Origin of the sequence: Blastomonas sp. CCH9-A1 (genome assembly GCF_001557175.1) — a bacterium.
GTDB lineage: Bacteria > Pseudomonadota > Alphaproteobacteria > Sphingomonadales > Sphingomonadaceae > Blastomonas > Blastomonas delafieldii_A.
Genome location: NZ_LSHM01000070.1, coordinates 66,225 through 91,308, shown reverse-complemented (window position 1 = coordinate 91,308; position 25,084 = coordinate 66,225). Strand labels below are relative to the sequence as shown.

Below are 25,084 nucleotides of genomic sequence, written 5' to 3'. Positions count from 1 at the left end.
GGAGCTGGCTAGGCGAAGTTGGATGAGGGTGACAAACGCAACGCTGGCGCATGGTCACCCTCACCCAGCTGCGACTAACTCGCTGCGCTCGTAAGTCTTCGCAGCCCTCTCCCTTCAAGGGAGAGGGGTATTTGGGAAAAGAGAATTGACCGATATCCCCATCCTCACCTCGCCCGCTCTTTCCGGCATCGCGCATGGCTTTACCGGGCGGCGGGGCGGGGTTTCGACCGGGCTGGTCGCAGGGCTCAATGTCGGGCTGGGATCAGACGACGATCCGGCGGCGGTGCACGAGAACCGGCGGCGCGCGGCAGAGGCGATCCTGCCCGGTTCCACGCTGGTGACGCTGCACCAGGTGCACAGCGCCGATGTGGTGCGGGTCAATGCCGCGATTCCGGTCGACGACCGGCCGAAAGCCGATGCGATGGTCACCGACCGGCCGGGGCTGCTGCTCGGCGTGCTCGGCGCGGATTGCCCGCCGATCCTGTTCGCCGACGCGCGTGCGCAGATCATCGGCGCGGCGCATTCGGGCTGGAAGGGCGCGTTTGCCGGGGTCGGCGAGGCGACGGTGGCGGCGATGGAGCGCATGGGCGCGCATCGCGAGAATATCGTCGCCGCGGTCGGCCCGTGCATCCAGCAGAAAAGCTATGAGGTAGATGCAGGCTTCTTCCGCCGCTTCTGCGAGGCCGCGCCCGAAAACGAGCGCTTCTTTCGCGAAGGCCGGGCCGACCATTATCAGTTCGATCTGGAAGGCTATATCGCTGCCCGGCTCGCCGCCTTTGGCATCGGTACGGTGCATGTGAGCGGCGTGGACACCTATTCGGACGAGGCGGGCTATTTCAGCTTCCGCCGCGCGACGCACCGGGGCGAGCCCGATTACGGGCGGCAGATGGGCGCGATCGGGCTTCGCGGCTGACCGGGCCGCAGATGCGGCACGGAGCGGATGGTTTCCTTTGTAATCATTTGCGCGCTCGGGCATAGATTGGGGCATAACAAGGGACCGGGACCAACATCCTCAACCACCTCCGCTCAGCTAAGAGCCTGTCGAAGGCCCCGCAATTCCGCCAACGTGCGCGCGTGACCTTCGACAGGCTCAGGTTGAGCGGGGTTGGGAAAGGGGAAGTGGAAACCCGCCCCAATCGCAGGAACCCCGCATATGACCGACACCCCGATCAAGCCGATCGCCACCCCCACCCCGCGCCGCAAGCCCAAGCCCGAGATCGGCACGCTCGGCGGACGCAAGCTCAAGCCCGCCACGCTGATGATGGGGCACGGCTTCGACCCCGTATTGTCCGAAGGCTCGCTGAAAGCCCCGATCTTCCTCACCTCGACCTTCGCGTTCGAAAATGCCGCGGCGGGCAAGCGCCATTTCGAGGGGCTGACCGGAAAGCGCCCCGGCGGCGCCGAAGGCCTGGTCTATTCGCGCTTCAACGGCCCCAATCAGGAGATTCTCGAAGATCGCCTGAGCATCTGGGACGATGCGGAGGACGCGCTGGTGTTTTCCAGCGGCATGTCCGCGATCGCCACCTTGCTGCTCGCCTATTGCAGCAACAATGACGTGATCGTGCATTCCGGCCCGCTCTATGCCGCGACCGAGGCGATGATCGCGCGCATCCTGTCGCGCTTCGGCATCACCTATCTCGACTTCCCCGCCGGCGCGACCCGCGCGGAGATCGATGCGGTGCTCGAACAGGCGAAGGACATGGCAGCGAAGCAGGGCGGCCGGGTCGCGATGATCTATCTCGAAAGCCCGGCCAACCCGACCAATGCGCTGGTCGACATCGAAGCGGTATCGCAGGCCCGCGATGCGGTGCTGGGCGCTGAGGCCGTGCCGACGCCGATCGCGATCGACAACACCTTCCTGGGTCCGCTCTGGCAGCAGCCGCTGCATCATGGCGCGGATATCGTCGTCTACAGCCTCACCAAATATGTCGGCGGGCATAGCGATCTGGTCGCGGGTGGCCTGTCTGGCCCCAAAAAGTGGATGGACCCGGTGCGCGCGCTGCGCAACACCATCGGCACGATCTGCGATCCCAATACCGCCTGGATGCTGATGCGCTCATTGGAGACGGTCGAGCTGCGCATGACGCGGGCGGGCGAGAATGCCGCCAAGGTCTGCGCGTTCCTGGCGCAGCACCCCAAGGTCGAGGGGCTGGGCTATCTCGGCATGATCCACGATGCGCGCCAGCAGGACATTTTCGATCGCCATTGTTCGGGCGCTGGATCGACCTTCTCGCTGTTCATCAAGGGCGGCGAGGCCGAAAGCTTCCGCTTCCTTGACAGTCTGCGTCTCGCCAAGCTGGCGGTGAGCCTTGGTGGCACCGAAACACTGGCCAGCCATCCGGCTGCAATGACGCATCTTTCGGTCCCCGACGCGCGCAAGGCCGCGCTCGGCATCACCGACAATCTGGTGCGCATCTCGATCGGCGTCGAAGATCCCGACGATCTGATCGCCGATTTCGAACAGGCGCTCGAGCAGGTCTGACCAATCGATGGCCCCCGGAGCGCTCCGGGGGCCGATGCTCGCTTAGCGGATCGCGCGATAGGGCACGCCGCCGCTGCCCGCCTGGCGCTGGCGGATCAGGCGGATATAGGTTTCGGCAAGACCCCGGTTGATCCGGTCCCAGCTGTATTTCTCGCTGCGCTTGAGGCCCGCCTGGCCATGGCGTGCGCGAAGCTCGGCATCGCCGCAATAGGCCTGGAGCGCATCGGCGAACTCGACCGTCGCGCCGGGGCGCACCAGCTGGCCGGTGACATTGTGTTCGACCAGGCTCTCGCTGCCCGTCGCGCGCGCGGCGACCACGGGCACGCCGCAGGCCATGGCCTCGAGCGTCACATTGCCGAAGGTCTCGGTGATCGAGGGGTTGAAGAACAGGTCCATGCTCGCGACCGCGCGGCCGAGATCGGTGCCGCCCTGGAAGCCCGCAAATACCGCTTTGGGCAACCGCGATTCGAACCATCCGCGCGCGGGCCCTTCGCCCACTACCAGCACCTGATGCGGCACCTGGCGGCGGACCAGCCGGTCGATCGAATCGGAAAAGACGTCGAGCCCCTTTTCCATCACCAGCCGCCCGAGAAAGCCTATCACCGGCACGTTATCGGCCAGCCCCAGCGAGCGCCGCCAGTCCATGTCGCGCATGCCGGGGTTGAAGATGTGCTTGTCGACGCCGCGCGACCAGATGCCGACATCATAGCTCATCCGCTGTTCGCGAAGCACCTGCGCCATCGAATCGGACGGCGCGACGATGGCGTCGCACTTGCGATACAGGCGGCGCAGGATCGCCTCGAGCAATGGCTCGAGAAACGCCATGTTGTAATAGCGCGGATAGGTCTCGAACCGCGTGTGCACCGATCCGAGCACCGGGATATTGTGCCGCTGCGCCCAGCGCACGGCGCTGTGCCCGGCGCTGTCGGGGCTGGAAATGTGCACGACATTGGGTGCGAACCGGTTCAGGTCCTTCTTGATCCTGGGCGGCAGGATCGTCGTCACGCGATATTCGGCGCGGCCGGGGATCGGCAGTGAGGGCAGGCTGATCAAATCGCCCGCCGGCTCGAACGCGGGGGTTTTGGTCGTCGGCGAATAGACGCGAACCTGCGCGCCATTGTCGAGCAGCCAGCCGACCAGCCGGTTGAGCGCCTGGTTCGCGCCATCGCGCACGTAATTGTAGTTGCCGCTGAACAGCGCAATGCGGAGATCGGAAATGTCCATGATCGGCCCGCCTTAGGCCCGCTTCGATACAAAAGCCAGCATTTGCGGGATGGCGGCCCGATCAGGCTTCCGCCGCGACCGTCTCGGGCGGCGGCAGCAGGCGGATGCGGGTCACGCGGCGCTCGTCGCCATCTATGATCTCCAGCCGCCAGCCGCTGTCATGCTCGAGCATGCGTCCGGGAGCCGGCACCTCGCCCGCCAGCATGAAGGCCAGCCCGCCCAAGGTATCGACCTCGTCGTCGATCTCGCCCAGCGCCGCATCGACCAGCTTGGCGACATCGGCGAGTTCGGCGCGCGCATCGGCCTCCCATGCGCCGTTCTCGCCGGGCGTCACCAGCGTCTCGGGCTCGTCGTCATGCTCGTCCTCGATATCGCCGACGATTTCCTCGACCAGATCCTCGATCGTCACCAGCCCTTCGGTGCCCGAATATTCGTCGATGACGATGGCGAGGTGGGTGCGTGTCTGGCGCATCTCCGCCAGCAGATCGAGCACGCCCATGGTTTCGGGCACGAAGCGCGGCTGGCGGATCAGATTGTCCCAGGTTGCCGGGCGCGGGCCATCGGCGGCGATGATCGGGAACACGTCCTTGATGTGCACCATGCCGACAATGTGATCGAGCGATCCGTCATAGACCGGCACGCGGCTGTGCCCGTGTTCGGCGAAAATCTGCACCAGCGCATCGAAGCTCGCATGCTTGTCGATCGCGATGATGTCGCTGCGCGGCACCGCGACATCGTCGACGTCGTGCTCGCTGAAATGCAGCAGGTTGCGCAGCATCTCGCGCTCGATGCGCGACAGGTCGCCACGCGACGATGCACTGTCGGAATCGTCATCATCCTCGTGCTCGTCGATCGCCTCTTCAAGCTGGGCGCGCAGCGACTGGTCGTGTTGTTCTCCGAACAGCAGGGCCTTCAAGCCCCGCCATATTCGCCCCGAACCTTCGTCTTGTGCGGTGGATTTCCCCCCGCCATTACTGTCTCCGTCTGCCATGACTGGCTGAATCTTAACCCCGCTCTTGGATTTGATGGGAAGGCAGCATCTGAACTTGCGCCGCTAATATGGATTGTCGATGCCCAGATTGGCAAGCGCTTTCACCTCCAGCGCTTCCATGATCTCCGCATCGGCCTCGTCGATATGGTCATGCCCCAGCAGGTGGAGCATGCCGTGCAGCGCCAGATGGGTGGCATGGGCGGCCAGCGCAATGCCCTTTTCCTCGGCCTCGCGCGCACAGGTCTGATAGGCGAGCATGATGTCGCCGAGCAGCACCTCGCCGTCATCGGTATTGGCGAGCGCCGCAAAATCATCCGGATCGATCATGGGAAAGGACAGCACGTTGGTCGGCTTGTCCTTGTGGCGGTAATCGCGGTTGAGCGCCTGCACCTCGTCATCGGTGCCGAAATGCACGCTGACCGAGACGGTGAAGCGGGCATCGGCGAGCGATCCTTGCGCACTAACGGCGAGCGCGGCGGAGACGGCGCGCGCGGCCAGCGCTTCCCAGTCGGTATCGCCGGGCCAGATCGGGTCAACAGAGGCTTCGGTCTCGATCATGGGGCTATCAAGATCCCTTCGTCATTCCCGCGAACGCGGGAATCCCGCTATCGTTTCAATCGTGCGGAAGAAGCGGGACCCCCGCCTGCGCGGGGGTGACGGGCAGGAAGAAGCGAGGGTGCGCTTCACGCATCCTTGCCCTCATAGGCCTCGACGATGCGCCCGACGATCGGGTGGCGCACCACGTCCGCGGCGGTGAAGCGCACGGTGCCGATGCCCTGCACGCCCTCAAGCCGCCCGACCGCATCGGCGAGGCCCGAAGCGCCGACCCCGCCGGGCAGGTCGACCTGTTTGGGGTCGCCGCAGATCACCATGCGGCTGTTCATGCCGAAGCGGGTGAGGAACATCTTCATCTGTGCCGGCGTGGTGTTCTGTGCCTCATCGAGGATGATGAAGCTGTCGGCCAATGTGCGCCCGCGCATGAAGGCGAGCGGGGCGATCTCGATTTCGCCGCTGGCAATCCGCCGCTCGACCTGCTCGGCGGGCAACGTGTCGTACAGCGCGTCGTAGAGCGGGCGAAGGTACGGATCGACCTTCTCCTTCATGTCGCCGGGCAGGAAGCCCAGACGCTCGCCCGCCTCGACTGCGGGGCGCGACAGGATCAGCCGGTTGACGGTGCCGGTGATCAGCTGGCTCACCGCCTGCGCCACCGCGAGATAGGTCTTGCCGGTGCCCGCCGGGCCGAGCGCGAAGATCACGTCGTCGCGCACCAGCGAGCGCATGTACTCGGTCTGCGTCGCAGAACGCGGCACGATGGTCTTCTTGCGCGTGCGGATCATGATGCCGGGCGGCTCGGCCACCTCGGAACGCACGATGCCCTCCAGCGTCGGTTCGGCGGACATCGTGATCAGCGCGTCGACCGCGCCCTCATCGATATCGAGTCCCTGCTCGATCCTTTTGTGCAGGCCGACCAGCACGTCGCGCGCGCGCGCGGCGCTTTCCGCCTCGCCCTCGATCTGGATGCGGTTGCCGCGCGCCTGGATGTAGACGCCGAGCCGGTTCTCGATCGCCACCAGATTCTTGTCGAACTGGCCGAACAATGGCCCGAGCAGCGTGGGTTCGTCGAACTCGACCCCGATCCGCGCCTTGTTGGCCGGTTCGGGCCGATTGAACGGAAAGTCGCTGCCATAGACAGGCGAGAGCTGCGTCGATTGCGGGTCGCGCTTGCCGCGAAACTTGGTCGAATCGCCGCCGCGTCCGCCGCTACCCTTCTTGTGCGCCATCAGGCCGCCACCAGTGCCAGCGGCTCGCCCGCCAGGCTGTTGGGGCCGGCAGAAACGATTTCGACCTCGATCAGATCGCCGATCTTCGCCCCCTCCTGCGTCACATGCACCGATTGCAGCCAGGGCGATTTGCCCACCAGCTGGCCCGGCTTGCGCCCCTGCCGTTCGAGCAGCACCTTCATGCGCTTGCCGACCGTGTCCATGTTGAAGGCATGCTGCTGGGCGTTGAGCAGGTCCTGCAGACGCTGCAACCGCTCGTCCATGATCTCGGGCGCGATCTGATCCTCCATATCGGCGGCGGGGGTACCGGGGCGGGGCGAATATTTGAAGCTGAACGCCTGAGCGTAAACCGTGTCGCGCACGATATCGAGCGTCGCCCGGAAATCGGCCTCGGTCTCGCCGGGAAAGCCCACGATGAAATCGCCCGACATCGCGATATCGGGCTTGGCGGCGCGGATCCGGTCGATGAGCTTGAGATAGCTCGCCGCCGTGTGGCTGCGGTTCATCGCCTTGAGGATGCGGTCCGAACCTGCCTGCACGGGCAGGTGAAGGTACGGCATCAGCTTGGGGATGTCGCGGTGCGCCGCGATCAGCGCGTCGGTCATGTCATTGGGGTGGCTGGTGGTATAGCGGATGCGCTCGAGCCCGCTCATATCGGCCAGCGCCTCGATCAGTCCTTCCAGCCCCCTGGCGCGGCCACGATCGTCGCTGCCGGTCCAGGCGTTGACGTTCTGACCGAGCAGCGTGATTTCCTTCACCCCCGCCTCGACCAGCGTGCGCGCTTCGGCCACCAGATCCGCATAGGGGCGGCTGATTTCCGCGCCGCGGGTATAGGGCACCACGCAATAGGTGCAGAACTTGTCGCAGCCTTCCTGCACGGTGAGGAAGGCGGAAGGCCGCTGCTGGCGCGCGCGACCAGGCAACGCGCCGAACTTGGTAGCGGCGGGCATGTCGGTATCAATCGCGGTTTCGCCGCGCCGCGCCTGTTCGATCAACTCGGGCAGCCGGTGATAGGCCTGCGGTCCGACGACGATATCGACGCTTCGCGCGCGCTTTGCGATTTCCTCGCCCTCGGCCTGGGCGACGCAGCCTGCGACCGCGATCATCGGTTTGGTGCCATCCTCGCGCTTCAGGCGACCGATGTCGGAATAGACCCGCGCCACCGCCTTTTCGCGGATATGGCAGGTGTTGAGGATGACGAGATCGGCCTCGTCGCGACTTTCGGCCTGGCTCATGCCCTGGGCAGCGAGCATCTCGCCCATGCGCTCGCCATCATAGACGTTCATCTGGCAGCCGAACGAGGTGACGAAATAGCGGCGAGGGGCGTCCCCGGCGGATTCGGGGGCGGATGCGGCAGGGTTATCGATGCTGTGGGTCATGAATGCCAATGGCTATACAGCCGGTTCACGCCCCAAGGAAGCACAAAGCGCCGCATCGATCCGCGCCCGCGCCTCGGCCGCGATCGCCTTGCGCCCGGGAAAATCGGCCGGGCTGAACGGTTCGAGGAAATGCATCGTCACCCAGAAGCTGCCGCGCCGGGTGAACAGCCGCAGCGCATTGTTCGGCGCGGTTTCCTCGCCCACCCAGGCGATGTCATGCGCATTCGCGCCGTAATCGAGATAGATCGGCTGGACGAGCACGCCGGGCGGCGGCGGATCGAGCACCTGCAGCAGCGGCGACTTGAACGGCAGCAGCGTGCTGCCATCGGTGGTCGTGCCTTCGGGAAAGATGGTGATCGCCCAGGTCTCGGCGAGCGCGTCGCGCAACTCGTTGATCTGCCCGGCAATGCCGAGCCGGTTGGTGCGCGAGACGAACACGGTGTCGTTGAGCTTGCACAGCCAGCCGATGACAGGCCAGCTCTTGATCCCGTCCTGCGCCACGAACGCACTGCCGTTGCGTCCGGCGATGACCGGAATGTCCAGCCAGCTCAAGTGGTTGGCAATATAGAACACGTCGCGCTTGAGCGGCGTTCCGACCACCCGGACCTTGGCCCCGCAGGCGCGCCCCACCCCGCGCAGGAACAGCTTGGGCCAGGGATTGGAGAGGCGGAGCGTGCGCCAGACATAATAGAGCGGCACGCAGACCAAGAGCATCGCCACGATCAGCAGCACGCGCAAGGCGAGCCGCACGCGCCCGATGGGCCCGGGATCGCGCCAGTGCAGATGCGCCATGTCGGGCGTATCGGGATAGAGCGGCGGCGACGGTGCGGGTGCCGGGCTGGCCTCGCTCATGGAAAGGCTCAATCCTTGCGGTCGAGCGCGACGCCGTAAAGCTCCATGCGATGATCGACCAGCCGATAGCCGAGCCTCTCGGCGATCAGCTTCTGCAGCGCCTCGAGCTCGGGGTCGACGAACTCGAGCACCTTGCCGGTCTCGACATCGATCAGATGGTCGTGATGCGCTTCGGGCGCAGCCTCATAGCGCGCGCGGCCATCGCCGAAATCGTGCCGGTCGAGAATGCCCGCCTCTTCGAACAGCCGGACGGTGCGATAGACCGTGGCGATCGAAATGCGCGGATCGATGGCCGAGGCGCGTTCGTGCAGCCGCTCGACATCGGGATGATCATCGGCTTCGGACAGCACGCGCGCGATCACGCGCCGCTGATCGGTGATCCGCAGGCCACGATCGGCGCACAACGCCTCCAGGTCGATTTTCTGGCGCATGCTGCCCCTTTTGCAATGCCGTTGCTGGTTGAGGCCAGTCCGCCGCATGGTGAAAGGCGATGGCTGGCCGGCGCCGGGACAGGTCCCTTGCGCCTTCCAGCCAATTTATCGTGCCATGCCGCAAATGCAACCGCTCGCGATGCCGGATGGCTCCGGATCAGCGATTAGCTGACGCTGCGCTGGCTTGGCCCCAGGATTACTTGCCGGTCCGCTTGCCAGGCTTGCGACCCAGGCCGATCTTCTTGGCGAGCTCGCGGCGGGTCGCGGCGTAATTGGGCGCAACCATCGGGTAATCGGCGGGCAGGTTCCAGCGCGCGCGATATTCCTCGGGCGTCATGTTGTAATGGGTCATCAGATGGCGCTTGAGCATTTTCAGCTTTTTGCCGTCTTCCAGACAGATGATGTAATCCGGCTTGACCGACGCGCGTACGGAAACTGCAGGTTCGGGCAGCTCGGGCTCGGCCGCGGCTTCTCCGGGCGTCAGGCTATTCAGCGCGCGATGAACATTTTCGATCAGGCCGGGAATATCGGAAACCGACACGCTGTTGTTGCTTACATGCGCAGCGACAATATCCGCCGTCAGTGTAATGAGCGTTTCACGCATATCGAGTTCTGCTTCTGCCATCGTCCTTCATCCCTTTTCTTGTTCTAGTGTGCGACCACTAATCCCGCAAAGTGGCAGGGCACCGGCGGTATGCAAGGGCAAATCATCCCCGTCAATAGCTAAAGTCTATCACAAAAAACGGATAGTGAATGCTAACATTTTTGGCAGATAAATGCGATTCTATTTTTTACAAGTCGAGCGCTAATGTGAGCGCATCGTAGTGATGACTACCGGCGCCCTTGTAGTAACCTTTCCGTAAACCTACGGATTGAAAGCCGAATTTTGAATAAAGATGAATGGCAGGGTTATTTGACCGCATTTCGAGATGGAGTCGCGACACGCCGGCTTGACGCGAATTTTCAACCACTTGATTGAGGAGTGTGGTCGCAGCGCCAAATTGACGCCAATTTGGGGCGACCGCGATCAGCAACAGTTCTTCTTCCTCGGCCACGCGCCGGGTCATGGCAAAACCGACCGGCTCGCCTGCCGTGTCGGGCATCGTGGGGGCGGTCTCGAGCAGCAGCACATGCGTGAGCGGCATTGCCAGCATCGACCGGGTCTGGCTGTGGTTCCAGGCCTCGCCATAAAGCGGATCGAAGGCCCGCTGCATGATGTGCATGACGGGTCCGATCGCATCTTCTGCCGCCAGTCCGGCGACGAGCTGAAAGGCCGGAGCCGCACGCGGAGCGGATGGGTCGTCCTGGGCCATGGTCAGCCAGTGCCCTGCACGGCCATCGGCTTGGCATCGGCGCCGCGACCATAGACCGGATCGGCCGCCAGCCCGCGCGATGGCGCAGGCAGCAGCAGCGCGCGCCTGGCATCGGGCAGCAGCGTCAACGCCATCCCGTGACCGCGCGCGGCCACCAGCGGCTCGGCCATGCTGCCAGCCACCAGGTCGTGCACGCACGCCGCGCTCGCCGCCTCGGGCGGGAGCGAGCCGAGCGCGCTCAGCGCTGCGCCGTCGCGCGCGAAGCTCTGGACGAAATATTCGCCATGGCCGCCGGTCATCGCGACATCGAGTGCCTTGGCGTCGGGATGCGCCTCGAACGCCATCGCGGCGACCAGCGCATGCGTCGAATAGCCGGTCACCGGCACGCCCCAGGCAAGGCCGAGCGCGCGCGCTGCCGCCAGGCCCACGCGCACGCCGGTAAAGCTGCCCGGGCCGCAATTGACCAGAATCGCCTTGGCGCGGCCGCGATCGGGCAGCGCAGCGATCATCGGGACCAGCCTTTCGGCATGGCCGCGGCCCATGACCGCATGGTCGCTGGCGATCAGCTCGGAATCGTGGAACAGCGCCACCGAACAGGCTTCGGTCGCGGTATCGATGACCAGCAATGTTTCACGATCGGGCAGCATACCCGATGGCCGCTAGCTGATTGTGTTGAACCGGTCAAAACCCGGACGCGGGCTGCGACCGAAAATCGTCGACGGGTCGCCATAGCCCAGCGTCGAGATGAAGTTCGACTTCACATTCGGCTGGTCGGCGAAGAAGGCCGCATCGACCGCGGCATTGTCGAACCCCGACATCGGCCCGGTATCAAGCCCCAGCGCGCGCGCGGCGAGGATGAAATAGGCGCCCTGGAGCGAGGAATTGCGCAACGCCGAGATGCGGCGGAACTCGGCCTTGTCGTCGCCGGTGAACCAGCTGCGCGCATCGGTATGCGGGAAGAGTTCGGGCAGGAGCTCGTGAAACTCCAGATCCATGCCGATCACGACGCTGACCGGCGCAGCCAGGATCTTCTTGGCATTGGCCTCCATGCAGCAGGCGGCGAGCTTCTGCTTTGCCTCGTCCGACACGCACCACACAAGGCGCGACGGCAGCATGTTGGCCGAGGTCGGGCCCATCTTCATCAGGTCCCAGATCGCGTGCAGCTGCTCCGTCGTTACCGGCTGGTCGGTATAGCCGTTATAGGTGCGCGCGGTGCGGAACAGCTGGTCAAGCGCGGCATCGTCGAGCGGTGCGGACATGGGGTGCTTTCTGGGTCTCGGGGGAGGGGGAAGAGCCGTCAGGCGGCGCGGACTTCGGTCACTTCGGGGACGTAATGCTTGAGCAGCGATTCGATGCCGTGCTTGAGCGTCGCGCTCGACGAGGGGCAGCCCGAACACGCGCCCTGCATCTGCAGATAGACCACGCCCTTGTCGAAGCCGCGATAGACGATGTCGCCACCGTCATTGGCGACGGCAGGGCGCACGCGCGTCTCGATCAGCTCCTTGATCTGCGCGACGATATCGGCGTCCTCGGGATTGCTCGGCCAGTCGGAATCCTCGGGCGGGACCGAGATGCCCGCAGCACTGGCGGCGCGGAACAGTGGCATGTCGGCCGAGAAATGGTCGAGCAGCACCGAAAGCACGTCGCCCTTCAGGCTCGACCAGTCGGCACCGGGTCCCGAGGTCACCGAAATGAAATTGTGCCCGAAGAACACGCCAGTGACATCGCCGAGCGAAAAGATCGCTTCGGCAAGCGGTGAGGCTTCGGCCTCTTCGGGCGAGGCGAAATCGCGCGTGCCGATTTCCATGACCTGGCGGCCAGGCAGGAACTTGAGCGTTGCGGGATTGGGCGTGGTTTCGGTTTCGATCAGCATGCAGGCTATCTGGTGCGCAAGCGGCGCTGACGCAAGACCGATTCTGTCTATGGCGCGGGCCATCGCGTCCACCGCATATTCACTGGCCAGTCAGGATGGCGCTGCCTATACATCGGCGCATGACCTTTCCCCTGATGCGCTGTGCGCCCGTGGCCGCTGCTCTGGCGGCGCTTTCGCTGGTAATCTCCCCGCCGCTGCTCGCCAATCTGCCCGGCGAACCGGTCGCCAGCGGCAAGGATGCCAATGGCAGGCCGCTGCGTCCGCCCAATCTGGAGCCTGGCGAAAAGACCCCCTGGTTGTACAAGGGCAGCAACGTGCCGGTCGACAAGGGCTGGACCTTCGGCGAACTGAGCAACGGCGTGCGTTATGCGGTGCGCCGCAACGGCGTGCCGCCGGGCCAGGTGGCGATCCGCGTGCGCATCGATGCCGGGTCGATGATGGAGACCGATCCCGAACAGGGCTATGCGCACCTGCTCGAGCATCTGACCTTTCGCGGGTCCAAATATGTCCCCGATGGTGAGGCAATCCGCATCTGGCAGCGGCTGGGCGCGAGCTTCGGCAGCGACAGCAATGCCGAAACCACGCCGACGCACACCGTCTACAAGCTCGACCTGCCCGCCGCGACCCCCGCGGGCCTCGACGAGAGCATGAAGATCCTGTCAGGCATGATCCGCGAGCCGGGGCTCACCGCAGAGGCGGTCAAGGCCGAGGTGCCGGTGGTGATGGCCGAATTGCGCGAACGGTCGGGCGCGCAGGTGCGCGTCGGCGATGCGACCCGCAACCTGTTCTTCGCCGGGCAGAAGCTGGCCGAACGCTCCCCCATCGGCAAGATCGAGACGCTGAACGCCGCGACGTCCGAGGCGGTGCGCGCCTTTCACCAGCGCTGGTACCGGCCCGAGAACACCGTGATCTCGATCGCGGGCGATGTCGATCCGGCGACGCTCGAACAGCTGATCAAGACCTATTATGCCGACTGGAAGGTTGCCGGAAAGCAGGCGCCCTATCCCGGCTTCGGGGCGCCCGATCCCAAGCTGCCGATCGCGCGGACGATCGTCGAGCCGGGCTTCCCCTATCTCATCAGCATGGCGATCCTCCGGCCCTGGAAGCCGGTCAACGACACGATCGAATATAATCAGCAGCTGCTGATCGATCTGGTCGCGACCCAGCTGATCAACCGCCGGCTCGAAGGCCGGGCGCGCGGCGGCGGCAGCTTCCTCCAGGCGCAGGTCAACCAGGAGGATGTCAGTCGTTCGGTCGATGGCACGTTCATTTCTGTCGTGCCGATCGGCGACGACTGGCAGGCGGCGCTCGCCGATGTGCGCGGCGTGCTCGCCGACGCACTCGCCACCCCGCCAACGCCCGAGGAAATCGCGCGCGAGATGGCCGAGTTCGATGCCGCGCTGGCGGTGCGCGTCGAAAGCGCCGCGACCGAGGCGGGGGCCAAGCAGGCCGACGATATCGTGGGCGCGGTCGATATCCGCGAGACCATCGCCTCGCCGCAGACCGCGCTCGACGTGTTCCGTGGCATGAAGGACCTGTACACGCCCGAAAGGCTGCTCGAATCGACCCGGCGCCAGTTTACCGGCGTCACCACCCGCGCGATCCTGGTCTCGCCCAAGCCGGTCGACAATGGCGAGGCACTGCTCAACGCGGCACTGACCCGCGATGTCAGCGCCGATGCCAGCGCGCGGCTTGCAGCCGCCAAAGTAACCTTCGACGATCTGCCCAGGCTCGGCGCGCCGGGCACGGTTGCGGCGACCACCGATCTCCAGCTGCTCGACATCGAGATGATCGAGCTGTCGAACGGGGTGAAGGCGATCCTCTATCCCAATGACGCCGAAGTCTCGAAGATCATGGTCAAGGTCCGCTTTGGTAACGGCTATCAGGCGTTTCCGGCGGACAAGCCCTCGCTGGTCTGGGCGGGCCAGTCGGCACTGGTCGCCAGCGGCATCGGCGAGATCGGCCAGGAAGGGCTCGACCGGCTGACCAATGGCCGCCGCATCGGTTTCGGCTTCGACGTCGAGAACGACGCGTTCTCGTTCTCCGCCGACACCCGCCGCGCCGATCTGGAGGACCAGCTCAAGCTGTTCGCGACCAAGCTGGCCGCGCCGCGCTGGGATGCGAACCCCGTCCGCCGCGCCAAGGCGGGGACAGAGCTTGCCTATCGCAGCTTCTCGATGTCGCCGCAGACCGTGCTCGAGCGCGATCTGAACTATCTCACCCGCGACCGCGATCCGCGCTGGAAGGTGCCGGGCCCGGACGAAGCCGCGCAGCTGACCCCCGAGGCGTTCCGTGCGACCTGGGAGCCGCTGCTGCAACAGGGGCCGATCGAGGTGCTGCTGTTCGGCGATTTCGACCGGGCAGAGGCGATTGCCGCGCTGGAAAAGACCTTTGGTGCGCTGCCTCCGCGCCAGCCGGTGCCGGTGGTGGCCGGTCCCGAAACGGTGCGCTTCCCCGCCCCCAATGGCGAACCGGTCGTCGTCCGCCATGAAGGTGCGCCCGATCAGGCCGCAGCCTTTATCGGCTGGCCGACCGGAGGCGGGCTTGAGGGCGTGCAGGAAAGCCGCCAGCTCGAAATCCTGACCGCGATCTTCAACAGCCGTCTGTTCGACCAGCTTCGGGCCCAGGCCGGCGCGAGCTATGCACCCCAGGTGGTCAACAACTGGCCGATCGCGTTCGACCAGGGCGGCTATATCGGCGTGATCGGACAGCTTGCACCGGAAAACGTCGGCAAGTTCTTCGAGATCGCCAATGCCATCGCGGCGGATCTTGCGGCAAAGCCGGTGGATGCGGACGAACTGGCTCGTGCGACCGAACCGCTGCGGCAGCTCGTCTCGAGGGCCAGCACGGGCAACAATTTCTGGCTCAACCAGCTCCAGGGCGCGACGCGCGATCCGCGCCGGATATCGGCGCTGCGCACGATCCTGCCCGATTACACGGTGACGACGCCCGAAAAGATGCAGGCGCTTGCCGCCAGATATCTGCTGCGCGACAAGGCCTGGTCGTTCGTGGTGCTGCCCGAGGAAGCACCTGCCCCCTCGGGTCGGTGATACGGCCGGTCAGCTCGTTGGCATCTCGTCGGGCCCGCGGCCGGGCTCGACGGTATCTGGGCTAACCGGATCGATCTCGGGCGGCTGCTGCACCGGGTCTTCCATCGGCGGCTCGTTGACCGGAAGTTCGGGCGGGCTTTGCGGCTCGATTCGGTCGGGCGCGGGGATCTTGGGGTCGTCGGGACGTGTGGCCATGAAAAGGCTCCTTTCGTTCGACCTACGCGCCGCCGGTACAGCGGTTGCGGGCGAGACATCGCGCGGGATGCGCCCCCTTGCCCTTTGCGGCAACCTTCTTTAGACGCGCACGCTTGATTACCGCGACGCGGGCGTGGCGAAACTGGTAGACGCGCCAGATTTAGGTTCTGGTATCGCAAGATGTGGGGGTTCAAGTCCCTTCGCCCGCACCATCGCATGGATGGCCGGGAAAGGGTGGGATTGCCCTTTCTTATTATGGAAAGACAAGAGTTTAAGCCGATGCAGATTGTCGAGACGCTGAACGAGGGCCTGAAGCGGGCCTATACCATCACCATCCCCGCCAAGGATCTGGACGCCCGGGTCGATGCGGAGGTGAAGAAGATCGCGCCGCAGGTGCGCATGCCCGGTTTCCGCCCCGGCAAGGTGCCCGCCAACCTGATTCGCAAGATGCACGGCGAATCGATTCACGCCGATGCGCTCAACGCCACCATTCAGGAAAGCGTCGACAAGGCGATCCGCGACAACAACCTGCGCCCCGCCATCCAGCCCTCGGTTGATCTGAACGAAGACTATGCTGCCGGCAAGGATGCCGAGGTCAAGGTCTCGCTCGAAGTTCTGCCCCAGGTTCCCACCCCGTCGATCGATTCGATCACGCTCGAGCGCCTGACGGTCGAGCCTGCCGAGGAAGCCGTGACCGAAGCGCTGCAGCGCATTGCCGACGGCCAGAAGAGCTATGATGCCGCGCCCAAGAGCTACAAGGCCAAGGAAGGCGACCAGGTTGTCATCGATTTCGAAGGCAAGGTCGATGGCGTGCCGTTCGAAGGCGGCAAGGGCGAAGGCATGGCCGTGGTCATCGGTTCGGGCCAGCTCATCCCCGGTTTCGAGGACCAGCTCGTCGGCCTCAAGGCCAATGACGAAGCCGTGATCAACGTGACCTTCCCCGAAAATTACGGTGCCAAGGATCTTGCAGGCAAGGCCGCGACCTTCGACATCATCGTCGGCGAGGTGAAGAAGCCCGGCGAGACCAAGCTGGACGACGATTTCGCCAAGTCGCTCGGCCTCGAAAGCCTCGAGCAGCTGACCGGCCTGATCAAGGGCCAGCTGGAGCAGGAACTGAACGGCCTGACCCGCACGCACATGAAGCGCCGCCTGCTCGACCAGCTGGCCGCCAATCATGATTTCGAGGTTCCGCCCTCGATGGTCGAAGCCGAGTTCAACCAGATCTGGGCGCAGCTCGAACAGGAAGCCGCGCAGGAAGAAGATGTCGAGGCCGCTCGCGCCGAGATGGAAAAGGACCGCGACGAATATCACGCGATCGCCGTGCGCCGCGTGCGCCTGGGCCTGCTGCTCTCCGAGATCGGCCAGGCCAATGGCGTCGAAGTGTCGGCGCAGGAAATGAACATGCTGATCGCGCAGGCCGCGCAGCAGTATCGCCAGGAAGACCGTCAGCGCTTCGCGGAATATATCCGCAACACGCCGATGGCCGCCGCCCAGCTGCGCGCGCCGCTCTATGAGGACAAGGTCGTCGACTTCCTGTTCGACAAGGCGACGATCACCGACCGCAAGGTCACCCGCGAAGAGCTGGAAGCGGCGATCGAGGCGGACGAGGACGGCCATGTCCACGGTCCCGATTGCGGTCACGACCATGCCCATGACGAAAAGCCCAAGGCCAAGAAGGCCGCGCCGAAAAAGGCTGCGGTGAAGAAGGACGCCGAAGCCGCTCCGGCTGAGGCGGCTGAAGACGCCAAGCCCGCCAAGAAGGCTCCGGCCAAGAAGGCGGCAGCGAAGAAGGAAGAGGCACCGGCCGAAACCGCAGAAGCTGCCGAAAAGCCCGCCAAGAAGGCCCCGGCGAAGAAGGCTGCAGCCAAGAAGGCCTGATCCTTCCGCGCTTCGAACCGAAACAAACCCCCGCGATTCCGTATCGCGGGGGTTTTTTCATGTCCGCCGCCAGCGCCGGTCGGCCAGGATCGCGCGCGCGGCATTGTGTCCCGGCGCGCCGGTGACGCCGCCGCCCGGGTGCGTGCCCGATCCGCACATGTACAGGCCCTTCAAGGGCCCGCGATAATCGGCATGGCCCAGCACCGGCCGCGCCGCCCAGAGCTGGTCGAGGCTCATCCGCCCATGGAAGATATCGCCGCCGATCAGCCCGAACGTGCGCTCGAGACCCTTGGGGCTGAGCACCTGCCGCCCGAGGATCGAGGCGCGGAAACCCGGCGCATGCGCCTCGACCGTGTCGATGATCGTGTCCGCTGCCGCCGCTTCCTGCTCTGGCGTCCAGGCGAGCACAGGATCGAACTGCTGGCAGAACAGGCTGGCGACATGATGGCCTGCCGGCGCGAGGCTGTCGTCGACGATCGACGGAATCAGCATCTCGACGATCGGTTCGCGCGACCAGCCGTGCGCCTTGGCGTCGGTGAACGCGCGGTCCATATAGTCGAGGCTGGGCGCGATCACGATTCCGGCGCGCAGATGCTCGCCTTGCCCAGGCAGGGACGTGAAATCGGGCAGGCGACCCAGCGCGACATTCATGCGGAAGCTGCCCGATCCGGTGGCATAGCCGCGCATCCGCCGCGCGAAATCCTCAGGCAGCGCGGCTTCGGGCACCAGCCGACCGTAGAGCAGTCTGGGTCCGACATTGGCGACGATCCGCGCCGCTCGCATCTCCTCGCCGCTCGCCAGCCGCACGCCGACCGCGCGCCCGCCCTCGACCAGCACCTGCTCGACCGGGCTGTTCAGCCGGATGTCGACCCCCTGTTCGGCACACGCTTCGGCCATCAGCCGGGTGATCGTCCCCATGCCGCCGATGACATGCCCCCAGCTGCCCTTGTTGCCGTTCACCTGCCCAAACACATGATGCAGCAGCACATAGGCCGAGCCGGGCGTATCAGGGCTGGCATAATTGCCGACCACCGCGTCGAAGCCGAACGCGGCTTGCACGGGCGCGCTTTCGAACCATTGGGCCAGGAACTCGCGCGCCGATTTGGTGAACAGCTCGAGCACGTCGCGCTGCACGTCGCGCGACAGCCGCGAGAGCAGCCGTCCGGTGGTGAGCGCCTCCACTAAACCGGCGATACCGCTGCCGATATTGGGCGGGGGCCGCAGCGCCAGATCGCGCAGCACATCGGCGACCCGGTCGAGCATTGCGTAATAGCCTGGCAGCGCCTCGGCATCGCGCTTCGAGAATCGCGCGAACTCGGCTTGCGCCCGCTCGAGTCCGCCGCCCAGAATCAGGTAATCGCCTTGCGGCAGCGGCAGGAAATTGGAAACGGGCCGCTCGATCACCCGATAGCCGCGCTCAACCAGCCCCATGTCGGCGATGACGCGCGGCTGCAAAAGGCTGACGGTATAGCTCGCCACCGAGTTGCGGAAACCGGGATGGAATTCCTCCGTCACCGCCGCGCCGCCGACGACATGCCGCGCCTCGAGCACGCGCACCTTCATGCCTGCACGCGCGAGATAAAAGGCTGAGGTCAGGCCGTTATGCCCGCCCCCGATGATGATCGCATCCGGCTGTGTGTCGCTCGTCCCCATGGATTGAAGGCCTAGCCCAGCCTTGCGCCCTCGCCAACTGCGCACAGCCCCAAGAATTCGCTGGCGTGGGCTTGCGGATATTGATAGCGGTTCGCAAAACCATGCTTCTTGACCAGCTTCCCAATGGCCAGCGCGCGGAAATTGCCGCGATCGACTGGAGCATCCTGCCTCCGGACGAGGGCAAGCGCCTGCGCGCGCTCGGCGTCGACGAGGGCGCGTTTGTCTCGATCCGCCAGCGCGGTATCTTTTTCGGGCGCGATCCGATCGCGCTCGACATCGGGCGGATGACCGTGGCGATCCGCCGCGTCCACGCGCGCGCGATCACGCTGCGCGCGCCGGAGCCTATCGCATGACCCGGCACCAGCCGCTGATCGCGCTGGTCGGCAATCCCAATGCCGGCAAGAGCGCCTTGTTCAATGCGCTGACCGGCGCGCGGCAGAAGATCGCCAACTATCCCGGCGTCACGGTCGAGCGTAAATCGGGCCGCTTCGCCTTTGCCGATGGCCGCCCCGCCGAGCTGATCGACCTGCCCGGCAGCTACAGCCTCGACCCGACCAGCCCCGACGAGGCCGTGACGCGCGATGTCGTCATGGGCCGCCAGGCCGGCGAGCGCCAGCCCGATGCGCTGGTGATCGTGCTCGATTCGGCCAATCTCGACCAGCATCTGGTGTTCGCGCTCGAACTGCTGGCATTGGGCCTGCCCACCGTGGTCGCGCTCAACATGGTCGATCTCGCCGAACGCGACGGGCTGACGCTCGATGCCGAGCGGCTGGCGGCGGATCTCGGCGTGCCGGTCATCCCGACCGTCGCGGTGCGCAGGCGGGGCCTGACCGAGCTGGCGGGAGCGCTCGATGCGGTGATCCTCGCCAAACAGGTGCCGCACGCGCCGCTCGGCGAACCCGACATGCGCGCGCGGCGCAGGCGTGCCGAGCATATCGCCAATGCCGCGATCGTCAGCCAGACGCAGAGCCGCCGCTGGACCGACCGCGCCGATGCCGTGCTGCTCCACCCCTTTGCCGGGCCGCTGATCCTGTTCGCGCTGCTGTTCGTCATCTTCCAGGCGGTGTTCAGCTGGGCGTCGCCCTTTGCCGATGCGCTGGAAGCGGGCGCAGGCGCGCTGAGCGAGCTGGCCACCGCCGCCATTCCCGAAGGCTTTTTCCGCTCGCTGGTCGTCGATGGGGCAATCGCGGGCGTCGGCGCCGTCGTCGTCTTCCTGCCGCAGATCGTCATCCTGTTCTTCTTCATCCTGATGATGGAGGCGACCGGATACATGGCGCGCGCTGCGTTCATCATGGACCGGCTGATGGCCAGCGTCGGCCTGTCGGGCCGCTCGTTCATTCCGCTCTTGTCCTCGTTCGCCTGCGCCATTCCCGGCATCATGGCGACGCGCAGCATCTCGGACGAGAAGGACCGGCTCACCACCATCCTGATCGCGCCGCTGATGACCTGTTCGGCGCGGCTGCCGGTGTACACGGTGATCATCGCCGCATTCATCCCCGAAATCACCGTCGGGCCGGGTGTCGGGCTGCAGGGGCTGGTGCTGTTCGGCCTCTATGTCTTCGGCATCATCGGTGCGATGGTGGTGGCGCTCGTGCTGCGCTCGACCGTGGCCAAGGGCGGGGCGAGCGGCTTCCTGATGGAAATGCCCAAATATCAGATGCCGCGCATCGCCGATCTCGCGCTCGGCCTGTGGCAGCGCGCCTGGCTGTTCCTCCGCCGCGCGGGCACGATCATCTTTGCCGTCACCATCGGCCTGTGGCTGCTGCTCAGCTATCCGCAGGTGCCGCCAGGCAGCAGCATGAGCCAGTCCGAATATTCCGCCGCCGGGCGGATCGCCAGCGTGCTGGAACCGGTGGTCGCGCCGATCGGCTTTTCGCGCGACATCGCGCTCGCGCTGATCCCCGCCATGGCGGCGCGCGAGGTCGCGGTCTCGGCGCTCGCCACCACTTACGCGATCGACGCAACCGACGAAGACGAACAGGCCCAGGCCTTGGGCGAGCGGCTCGCCGGGCGCTGGTCGCTGCCGACCGCGCTCGCCTTCCTTGCCTGGTTCGTGTTCGCGCCGCAATGCATCTCGACCATCGCGGTCACACGGCGCGAGACCAATGGCTGGAAATGGCCGATGTTCATGGTCGGTTATCTGTTCGGCCTGGCCTGGATCGCCGCCGGGATTACCTTCTGGACCGCCACCGCATTCGGTCTATAAACGGGCCAACGGACCGCGCGGTGCATCGCGCGTTCTCTCCATCACAGCATCATTATCCTGAGGAAAGCATATGTCGGGCAGCGTCAACAAGGTCATCCTGATCGGCAATCTGGGGGCCGATCCCGAGGTCCGCAGCTTCGCCAATGGCGGCAAGGTCGCCAATCTCCGCCTCGCCACCACCGAGACGTGGAAGGACCGCAACAGCGGCGAGAAGCAGGAGCGCACCGACTGGCACACCGTCGCGGTGTTCGGCGATGGCCTCGCCGGTGTCGCCGAGCGGTACCTCCGCAAGGGCAGCAAGATCTATGTCGAAGGCCAGCTGCGCACGCGCAAATGGCAGGACCAGCAGGGCAATGACCGCTACACCACCGAAGTCGTGCTGCAGGGCCCCGGCGCGGTGCTGACCATGCTCGACAGCGCGCAGGGCCGCGGCGGCGGTGGCGGCATGGGCGGCGGCGGCGGCGATTATGGCGGCGGTTCGCGCGGCGGATCGTCTGGCGGCAGCTCGGGCGGTGGATCGCGCGGCTTCAACGATGGCGGTTCCAGCAGCGGCTGGGGCGGCGGCGGCTTTGACGACGATCTGAACGACGACGTGCCGTTCTGATCGGTATCGCGCCATGCCCTTCACCATCTATCACAACCCAAAATGCGGCACCTCGCGCAATGTCCTGGCGGCGCTGCGCGAGGCGGGGCACGAGCCTGAGGTCATCGAATATCTGAAGACCCCGCCGTCGCGCGAGACGCTGGAAAGCCTGATCAAACGGGCAGGCGAGGGCGCGCGCGCTCTGCTGCGCGCCAAGGAGCCGCTGGTGAAGGAACTCGGCCTCGACGGGGCCGATGTCACCGATGCGGCGATCGTCGACGCGATGATGGCGCACCCGGTCCTGATCAACCGCCCGATCGTGGTGACCGAAACTGCGGTGAAGCTCTGCCGCCCTAGCGAGACGGTGCAGGCGCTGCTCTGAAACGCGAAACCCCGACGAGGCTCTCGCCATCGCCGGGGTCTGGAGTGTTTGGCGTTAAGCCTGATCAGCTAAGATAATCGTGCAGTACGCGGCCATAGGGCAGCGTCATGTCGGTGACGAGGTGCAAGCCCCCGACATGCTCGATCACGGGCAGGTCAGCCAGCGGGCAGTTGACCGAATCGATGAGCTCCACCCGCGCCCGTCCGGTCCAGGCGCCCTTGACCACGATATTCTCGAAAGTGATGCCGACGAGCTGCGCGATGGCAGGCGTGCCGTCGATATCGGGGATCAGCTTCAGCGTCACTTGCGTCCGCTTCAGCAGCGTCTCGATCTCGCCAAGGTCGGTCGGGCCGCCATGCTTGTAGACCATGGTGCCATGCGCCACCGCCTGACCCGAATAGGTCAGCTCGCCGGTCAGCGTGTCGCCCACGGTCTTGAGCCTGGCGATGCCGTATTTCATCGGATAGCCCCAGATCTCGCGGCCTCCGGCGAGCGGCGGGCAATTGTCGACATACATTTGCGTCAGGAAATTGCATTTCTCGCCGTTGAAGGTGCACGGGATCGCCTGCGCCACCGCCGAATAGGCGCCGAAACCCTCGCCATCGGGCAGATCGAGCCATTGCACCGAGACTATTTCGCCATCGGGCTCGAGCGGCTCGGGCAGCATCTTGCGAATCTTCGCCGGATCGGTGCGATAGCTGACGATCATGTACTGGCGTTCGAAGAACTTGTACGGGCCCACCGGGTAAGTCGGGCTCTGCAGCGGCATCGAGCTGAGTTTCAGCACATCCTGCTTTTTCATGGTTTTGCCTCCCCTCAGCCCGCGGCGTCTTTGATATAATCGAACAGCACCCGGCCATGCGGCAGGGTGAGGTCGCTGACGAAATGCTTGCCGCCGACGATGCGCAGGATCGGCAGGTCGGCGACCGGCGCGTTGACATGCGGGATCAGCTGCAGCCGCGCCGGGCTGACCCAGCAGCCCTTCACCGTGATATTCTCCAGATTATAGGCGACGAGCTGGCAGATCTTGGGGCTGCCATCGACATCGGGGATGATCTTGAGGTTGCACGAGGTCTTGGTCATCGACTTGGCCTGTGCCTCGCAGCCGCCTGGCGCTTCCTGCCATTTATAGGCCATCGTCCCCATTGCCACGGTCTGGCCGGCATAGCTCAATGTACCGGTCAGCGTGTCCGATGCGATCACCAGCTTGGGCAGCGCATATTTCTTGGGAAAGCCCCAGATCTCGCGTCCGCCATCGATGGGTGGCTGGTCGTCGAGATACATCTGTGCGGTATAGTTGATCGGCTCGCCATTGAAGGTGCAGGGGATGACGATGCCGCTTTCGGTATAGTCGCCGAAGCCCGAGCTGTCGGGCATCTTGATCCATTCGTAGAGAACCAGATTCTCTTCGTTCGGCACCAAAGGCTCGGGCACCGCGGCGCGCAGCGCGACCGGATCGGTCTCGTAGGTGACGATCATGAATTCGCGGTTGATGAAGCGGTACGGACCCAGCGGATAGCTCGGCGCGGCCGCCGGCATGGAAGGCAGTTTCAGGATGTCTTCAGGCGTCATGGCAGGACAGCCCCTTTTTTTGACGTTGGGATCAGAGGAAGAAGGACTTGATATCCGTCGATGATTTCACCCCGACATCGTCGAAGTGGTTTTCCAGCCACTGGCTGGCACAGGCGCGACCCACATCTCTCAATTTCTGCATGAACGACCAGTCCGGGTTCAGCTTGCTGGTGACGCCCAGGCTTTCCATGAACACCTCGTCCTGGATCGAATGGATCAGCATCCGCCGGTGCTTGTCGTCGTTGAGCTGACCGTCGTCGATCAGGTGCGTGACGAAGGCGATCGCGCGCATTTCGCGCATCAGGCTGGAATTGAAGCTGATCTCGTTGATCCGGTTGAGGATGTCCTTGGCGGTCCTGGGCACTTCCTCGCGGTTGAGCGGGTTGATGTGCACGATCACCACATCGCTGGTCTGGCTGCCATAGATCAGCGGGAAGATCGCCGGATTGCCCATATAGCCTCCGTCCCAATAGGCCTCGCCGTCGATCTCGATGGTCTGGAACATGAACGGCAGACAGCCCGAGGCGAGCACCTGATCGGGGCCGATCTCGTGATTTTCGAACATCCGCACCTTGCCGGTCCGGACATTGGTGGCCGAGAGGAACAGCTTGATCGGGCAGCCTTCGCGCAGCACGTCGAAATCGACGCTGCTTTCGAGCACCTGGCGCAACGGATTGAAATTGAACGGGTTGAGCTCATAGGGCGACATGACCCGCGAAAGGATGTCCATGAACACGAATGCCGGGCTGAAATCGAGGCTGTGATTGCCCAGCGCCTTGTCGATCCAGCTCGGCTGGAGCGGGCCCTTCGCGCCCTCGTCGCTGATCTTCTTCCAGAATTTGGCGAGCTCCTCGCGCGCGCCTTCCGCGCCGCCGATGGTCAGGCCATAGCCCAATACCGTGGCGTTCATCGCCCCCGCGCTGGTCGCGCTCACCGCGTCGAAATGGAGCCGCCGGTCCTCAAGCAGTCTGTCGAGCACGCCCCAGGCAAAGGCCCCGTGCGCGCCTCCACCCTGCAAGGCCAGATTGACCGGCTTGCTGTTCGCCGCTGCAACATATCTGTCACTTTTCGGTTTCGCATCCGCAGCATAAGCCGCCGACGACGGACCAGGCTTGGCCATCGTACATCCCCCAGAAACAGTCGCGAAACCCGAGTTTTTCCGTTGGAACCTAGGGGTAACTCACGTTAGACGAGTCGGCAAGAGTGATTCGCTGCAACTGCGAACATCGCCCGGGCCGC

General features: G+C 65.0%; 25 protein-coding genes and 1 tRNA gene. 9 read left to right on the top strand and 17 right to left on the bottom strand.

Annotated elements, in window-relative coordinates; genetic code table 11:
- Positions 1–145 precede the first annotated feature (145 nt).
- Together pgeF and AX725_RS18430 are read left to right on the top strand one after the other, a co-directional pair.
- On the top strand, positions 146–913 hold the full coding sequence (pgeF, locus tag AX725_RS18435; RefSeq protein ID WP_060977418.1) for a peptidoglycan editing factor PgeF: 768 nt from the start codon (positions 146–148) through the stop codon (positions 911–913).
- A 240-nt stretch (positions 914–1,153) separates the two neighbouring features.
- Positions 1,154–2,482: a cystathionine gamma-synthase family protein gene (locus AX725_RS18430; protein WP_060977417.1), complete on the top strand. Its 1,329-nt coding sequence runs from the start codon at positions 1,154–1,156 to the stop codon at positions 2,480–2,482.
- 42 nt (positions 2,483–2,524) lie between these two features.
- On the opposite strand, the gene AX725_RS18425 is transcribed toward AX725_RS18430, so the two are convergent.
- The 12 genes from AX725_RS18425 to AX725_RS18370 form a co-directional block, all read right to left on the bottom strand.
- The gene (locus AX725_RS18425) at positions 2,525–3,706 is read right to left on the bottom strand and encodes a glycosyltransferase family 4 protein (protein ID WP_060977416.1); all 1,182 of its coding nucleotides are present in this window, start codon (positions 3,704–3,706) and stop codon (positions 2,525–2,527) included.
- Between the two features lie 61 nt (positions 3,707–3,767).
- Complete coding sequence (locus tag AX725_RS18420) at positions 3,768–4,697, bottom strand: hemolysin family protein (protein WP_060977415.1); 930 nt, start codon at positions 4,695–4,697, stop codon at positions 3,768–3,770.
- Positions 4,698–4,760: 63 nt separating this feature from the next.
- Positions 4,761–5,255 carry an rRNA maturation RNase YbeY gene (gene ybeY / locus AX725_RS18415; RefSeq protein ID WP_060977414.1) on the bottom strand — a complete coding sequence of 165 codons (495 nt, stop codon included), beginning with the start codon at positions 5,253–5,255 and terminating at the stop codon, positions 4,761–4,763.
- Positions 5,256–5,380: 125 nt separating this feature from the next.
- Complete coding sequence (locus tag AX725_RS18410) at positions 5,381–6,478, bottom strand: PhoH family protein (protein WP_208597821.1); 1,098 nt, start codon at positions 6,476–6,478, stop codon at positions 5,381–5,383.
- Positions 6,478–7,857 (bottom strand): tRNA (N6-isopentenyl adenosine(37)-C2)-methylthiotransferase MiaB, encoded by a 1,380-nt coding sequence (miaB, locus tag AX725_RS18405; RefSeq protein WP_081096865.1) that lies wholly within the window; start codon positions 7,855–7,857, stop codon positions 6,478–6,480. Before miaB ends, AX725_RS18410 begins: the two co-directional genes overlap by 1 nt.
- A gap of 12 nt (positions 7,858–7,869) precedes the next feature.
- Positions 7,870–8,709: a lysophospholipid acyltransferase family protein gene (locus tag AX725_RS18400; RefSeq protein ID WP_067512692.1), complete on the bottom strand. Its 840-nt coding sequence runs from the start codon at positions 8,707–8,709 to the stop codon at positions 7,870–7,872.
- A gap of 8 nt (positions 8,710–8,717) precedes the next feature.
- Positions 8,718–9,140, bottom strand: a complete 423-nt coding sequence (locus AX725_RS18395) for a Fur family transcriptional regulator (RefSeq protein ID WP_060977413.1) — start codon at positions 9,138–9,140, stop codon at positions 8,718–8,720.
- Positions 9,141–9,336: 196 nt separating this feature from the next.
- Positions 9,337–9,765, bottom strand: coding sequence for a Ros/MucR family transcriptional regulator (locus tag AX725_RS18390; RefSeq protein WP_060977412.1), 429 nt, complete (start codon positions 9,763–9,765; stop codon positions 9,337–9,339).
- 166 nt (positions 9,766–9,931) lie between these two features.
- Positions 9,932–10,453, bottom strand: coding sequence for a GNAT family N-acetyltransferase (locus AX725_RS18385; protein WP_066114606.1), 522 nt, complete (start codon positions 10,451–10,453; stop codon positions 9,932–9,934).
- A gap of 2 nt (positions 10,454–10,455) precedes the next feature.
- Positions 10,456–11,100: a tRNA (adenosine(37)-N6)-threonylcarbamoyltransferase complex dimerization subunit type 1 TsaB gene (tsaB, locus tag AX725_RS18380; RefSeq protein ID WP_060977411.1), complete on the bottom strand. Its 645-nt coding sequence runs from the start codon at positions 11,098–11,100 to the stop codon at positions 10,456–10,458.
- Between the two features lie 12 nt (positions 11,101–11,112).
- Entirely contained in the window at positions 11,113–11,712 is a 600-nt protein-coding gene (locus tag AX725_RS18375; RefSeq protein ID WP_060977410.1) for a malonic semialdehyde reductase, read from the bottom strand.
- A 38-nt stretch (positions 11,713–11,750) separates the two neighbouring features.
- Complete coding sequence (locus AX725_RS18370; protein WP_060977409.1) at positions 11,751–12,326, bottom strand: NifU family protein; 576 nt, start codon at positions 12,324–12,326, stop codon at positions 11,751–11,753.
- Positions 12,327–12,445: 119 nt separating this feature from the next.
- Between AX725_RS18370 and AX725_RS18365 the strand changes: the two genes are divergently transcribed.
- Positions 12,446–15,376: a M16 family metallopeptidase gene (locus tag AX725_RS18365; RefSeq protein WP_066114609.1), complete on the top strand. Its 2,931-nt coding sequence runs from the start codon at positions 12,446–12,448 to the stop codon at positions 15,374–15,376.
- A 9-nt stretch (positions 15,377–15,385) separates the two neighbouring features.
- On the opposite strand, the gene AX725_RS18360 is transcribed toward AX725_RS18365, so the two are convergent.
- Complete coding sequence (locus AX725_RS18360) at positions 15,386–15,571, bottom strand: hypothetical protein (RefSeq protein WP_060977407.1); 186 nt, start codon at positions 15,569–15,571, stop codon at positions 15,386–15,388.
- Positions 15,572–15,698: 127 nt separating this feature from the next.
- Between AX725_RS18360 and AX725_RS18355 the strand changes: the two genes are divergently transcribed.
- Positions 15,699–15,783: transfer RNA gene (locus tag AX725_RS18355), tRNA-Leu, on the top strand.
- A 67-nt stretch (positions 15,784–15,850) separates the two neighbouring features.
- Positions 15,851–17,449: a trigger factor gene (gene tig / locus AX725_RS18350; protein ID WP_060977406.1), complete on the top strand. Its 1,599-nt coding sequence runs from the start codon at positions 15,851–15,853 to the stop codon at positions 17,447–17,449.
- A 57-nt stretch (positions 17,450–17,506) separates the two neighbouring features.
- Here the strand turns inward: tig and AX725_RS18345 are convergent, their stop codons facing one another.
- Entirely contained in the window at positions 17,507–19,102 is a 1,596-nt protein-coding gene (locus tag AX725_RS18345; protein ID WP_060977405.1) for a phytoene desaturase family protein, read from the bottom strand.
- A gap of 101 nt (positions 19,103–19,203) precedes the next feature.
- Between AX725_RS18345 and AX725_RS18340 the strand changes: the two genes are divergently transcribed.
- The 4 genes from AX725_RS18340 (at position 19,204) to arsC (ending at position 22,273) form a co-directional block, all read left to right on the top strand.
- Complete coding sequence (locus AX725_RS18340; RefSeq protein WP_060977404.1) at positions 19,204–19,455, top strand: FeoA family protein; 252 nt, start codon at positions 19,204–19,206, stop codon at positions 19,453–19,455.
- Complete coding sequence (gene feoB / locus AX725_RS18335) at positions 19,452–21,308, top strand: ferrous iron transporter B (RefSeq protein WP_060977403.1); 1,857 nt, start codon at positions 19,452–19,454, stop codon at positions 21,306–21,308. The genes AX725_RS18340 and feoB overlap by 4 nt, the downstream gene beginning before the upstream one ends.
- 70 nt (positions 21,309–21,378) lie before the next feature.
- Positions 21,379–21,912 (top strand): single-stranded DNA-binding protein, encoded by a 534-nt coding sequence (gene ssb, locus AX725_RS18330; RefSeq protein WP_060977402.1) that lies wholly within the window; start codon positions 21,379–21,381, stop codon positions 21,910–21,912.
- Positions 21,913–21,925: 13 nt separating this feature from the next.
- Entirely contained in the window at positions 21,926–22,273 is a 348-nt protein-coding gene (gene arsC, locus AX725_RS18325) for an arsenate reductase (glutaredoxin) (RefSeq protein ID WP_060977401.1), read from the top strand.
- A gap of 64 nt (positions 22,274–22,337) precedes the next feature.
- Here the strand turns inward: arsC and AX725_RS18320 are convergent, their stop codons facing one another.
- Genes AX725_RS18320 through AX725_RS18310 form a run of 3 tightly spaced genes read right to left on the bottom strand, consistent with a single transcriptional unit; the run spans position 22,338 to position 24,965 of the window.
- Entirely contained in the window at positions 22,338–23,075 is a 738-nt protein-coding gene (locus tag AX725_RS18320; RefSeq protein ID WP_060977400.1) for an acetoacetate decarboxylase family protein, read from the bottom strand.
- A 14-nt stretch (positions 23,076–23,089) separates the two neighbouring features.
- Positions 23,090–23,845 carry an acetoacetate decarboxylase gene (locus AX725_RS18315; RefSeq protein ID WP_060977399.1) on the bottom strand — a complete coding sequence of 252 codons (756 nt, stop codon included), beginning with the start codon at positions 23,843–23,845 and terminating at the stop codon, positions 23,090–23,092.
- A 31-nt stretch (positions 23,846–23,876) separates the two neighbouring features.
- A complete protein-coding gene (locus AX725_RS18310; RefSeq protein ID WP_081097030.1) occupies positions 23,877–24,965 on the bottom strand; it encodes a patatin-like phospholipase family protein in 1,089 nt (362 codons plus the stop codon).
- Between the last annotated feature and the right edge of the window lie 119 nt (positions 24,966–25,084).

Bases quoted from the DNA above. Each gene is read 5' to 3' on its own strand.
- AX725_RS18425 (WP_060977416.1), bottom strand. From the start codon at position 3,706: ATGGACATTTCCGATCTCCGCATTGCGCTGTTCAGCGGCAACTACAAT.
- AX725_RS18310 (WP_081097030.1), bottom strand. From the start codon at position 24,965: ATGGCCAAGCCTGGTCCGTCGTCGGCGGCTTATGCTGCGGATGCGAAA.
- tsaB (WP_060977411.1), bottom strand. From the start codon at position 11,100: ATGCTGCCCGATCGTGAAACATTGCTGGTCATCGATACCGCGACCGAA.
- AX725_RS18400 (WP_067512692.1), bottom strand. From the start codon at position 8,709: ATGAGCGAGGCCAGCCCGGCACCCGCACCGTCGCCGCCGCTCTATCCC.
- AX725_RS18370 (WP_060977409.1), bottom strand. From the start codon at position 12,326: ATGCTGATCGAAACCGAAACCACGCCCAATCCCGCAACGCTCAAGTTC.
- feoB (WP_060977403.1), top strand. From the start codon at position 19,452: ATGACCCGGCACCAGCCGCTGATCGCGCTGGTCGGCAATCCCAATGCC.
- AX725_RS18340 (WP_060977404.1), top strand. From the start codon at position 19,204: ATGCTTCTTGACCAGCTTCCCAATGGCCAGCGCGCGGAAATTGCCGCG.
- AX725_RS18375 (WP_060977410.1), bottom strand. From the start codon at position 11,712: ATGTCCGCACCGCTCGACGATGCCGCGCTTGACCAGCTGTTCCGCACC.
- AX725_RS18430 (WP_060977417.1), top strand. From the start codon at position 1,154: ATGACCGACACCCCGATCAAGCCGATCGCCACCCCCACCCCGCGCCGC.
- AX725_RS18345 (WP_060977405.1), bottom strand. From the start codon at position 19,102: ATGGGGACGAGCGACACACAGCCGGATGCGATCATCATCGGGGGCGGG.
- AX725_RS18420 (WP_060977415.1), bottom strand. From the start codon at position 4,697: ATGGCAGACGGAGACAGTAATGGCGGGGGGAAATCCACCGCACAAGAC.
- arsC (WP_060977401.1), top strand. From the start codon at position 21,926: ATGCCCTTCACCATCTATCACAACCCAAAATGCGGCACCTCGCGCAAT.
- ssb (WP_060977402.1), top strand. From the start codon at position 21,379: ATGTCGGGCAGCGTCAACAAGGTCATCCTGATCGGCAATCTGGGGGCC.
- AX725_RS18395 (WP_060977413.1), bottom strand. From the start codon at position 9,140: ATGCGCCAGAAAATCGACCTGGAGGCGTTGTGCGCCGATCGTGGCCTG.
- AX725_RS18390 (WP_060977412.1), bottom strand. From the start codon at position 9,765: ATGGCAGAAGCAGAACTCGATATGCGTGAAACGCTCATTACACTGACG.
- ybeY (WP_060977414.1), bottom strand. From the start codon at position 5,255: ATGATCGAGACCGAAGCCTCTGTTGACCCGATCTGGCCCGGCGATACC.
- tig (WP_060977406.1), top strand. From the start codon at position 15,851: ATGCAGATTGTCGAGACGCTGAACGAGGGCCTGAAGCGGGCCTATACC.
- AX725_RS18360 (WP_060977407.1), bottom strand. From the start codon at position 15,571: ATGGCCACACGTCCCGACGACCCCAAGATCCCCGCGCCCGACCGAATC.
- miaB (WP_081096865.1), bottom strand. From the start codon at position 7,857: ATGACCCACAGCATCGATAACCCTGCCGCATCCGCCCCCGAATCCGCC.
- AX725_RS18385 (WP_066114606.1), bottom strand. From the start codon at position 10,453: ATGGCCCAGGACGACCCATCCGCTCCGCGTGCGGCTCCGGCCTTTCAG.
- AX725_RS18320 (WP_060977400.1), bottom strand. From the start codon at position 23,075: ATGAAAAAGCAGGATGTGCTGAAACTCAGCTCGATGCCGCTGCAGAGC.
- AX725_RS18410 (WP_208597821.1), bottom strand. From the start codon at position 6,478: ATGGCGCACAAGAAGGGTAGCGGCGGACGCGGCGGCGATTCGACCAAG.
- AX725_RS18365 (WP_066114609.1), top strand. From the start codon at position 12,446: ATGACCTTTCCCCTGATGCGCTGTGCGCCCGTGGCCGCTGCTCTGGCG.
- AX725_RS18315 (WP_060977399.1), bottom strand. From the start codon at position 23,845: ATGACGCCTGAAGACATCCTGAAACTGCCTTCCATGCCGGCGGCCGCG.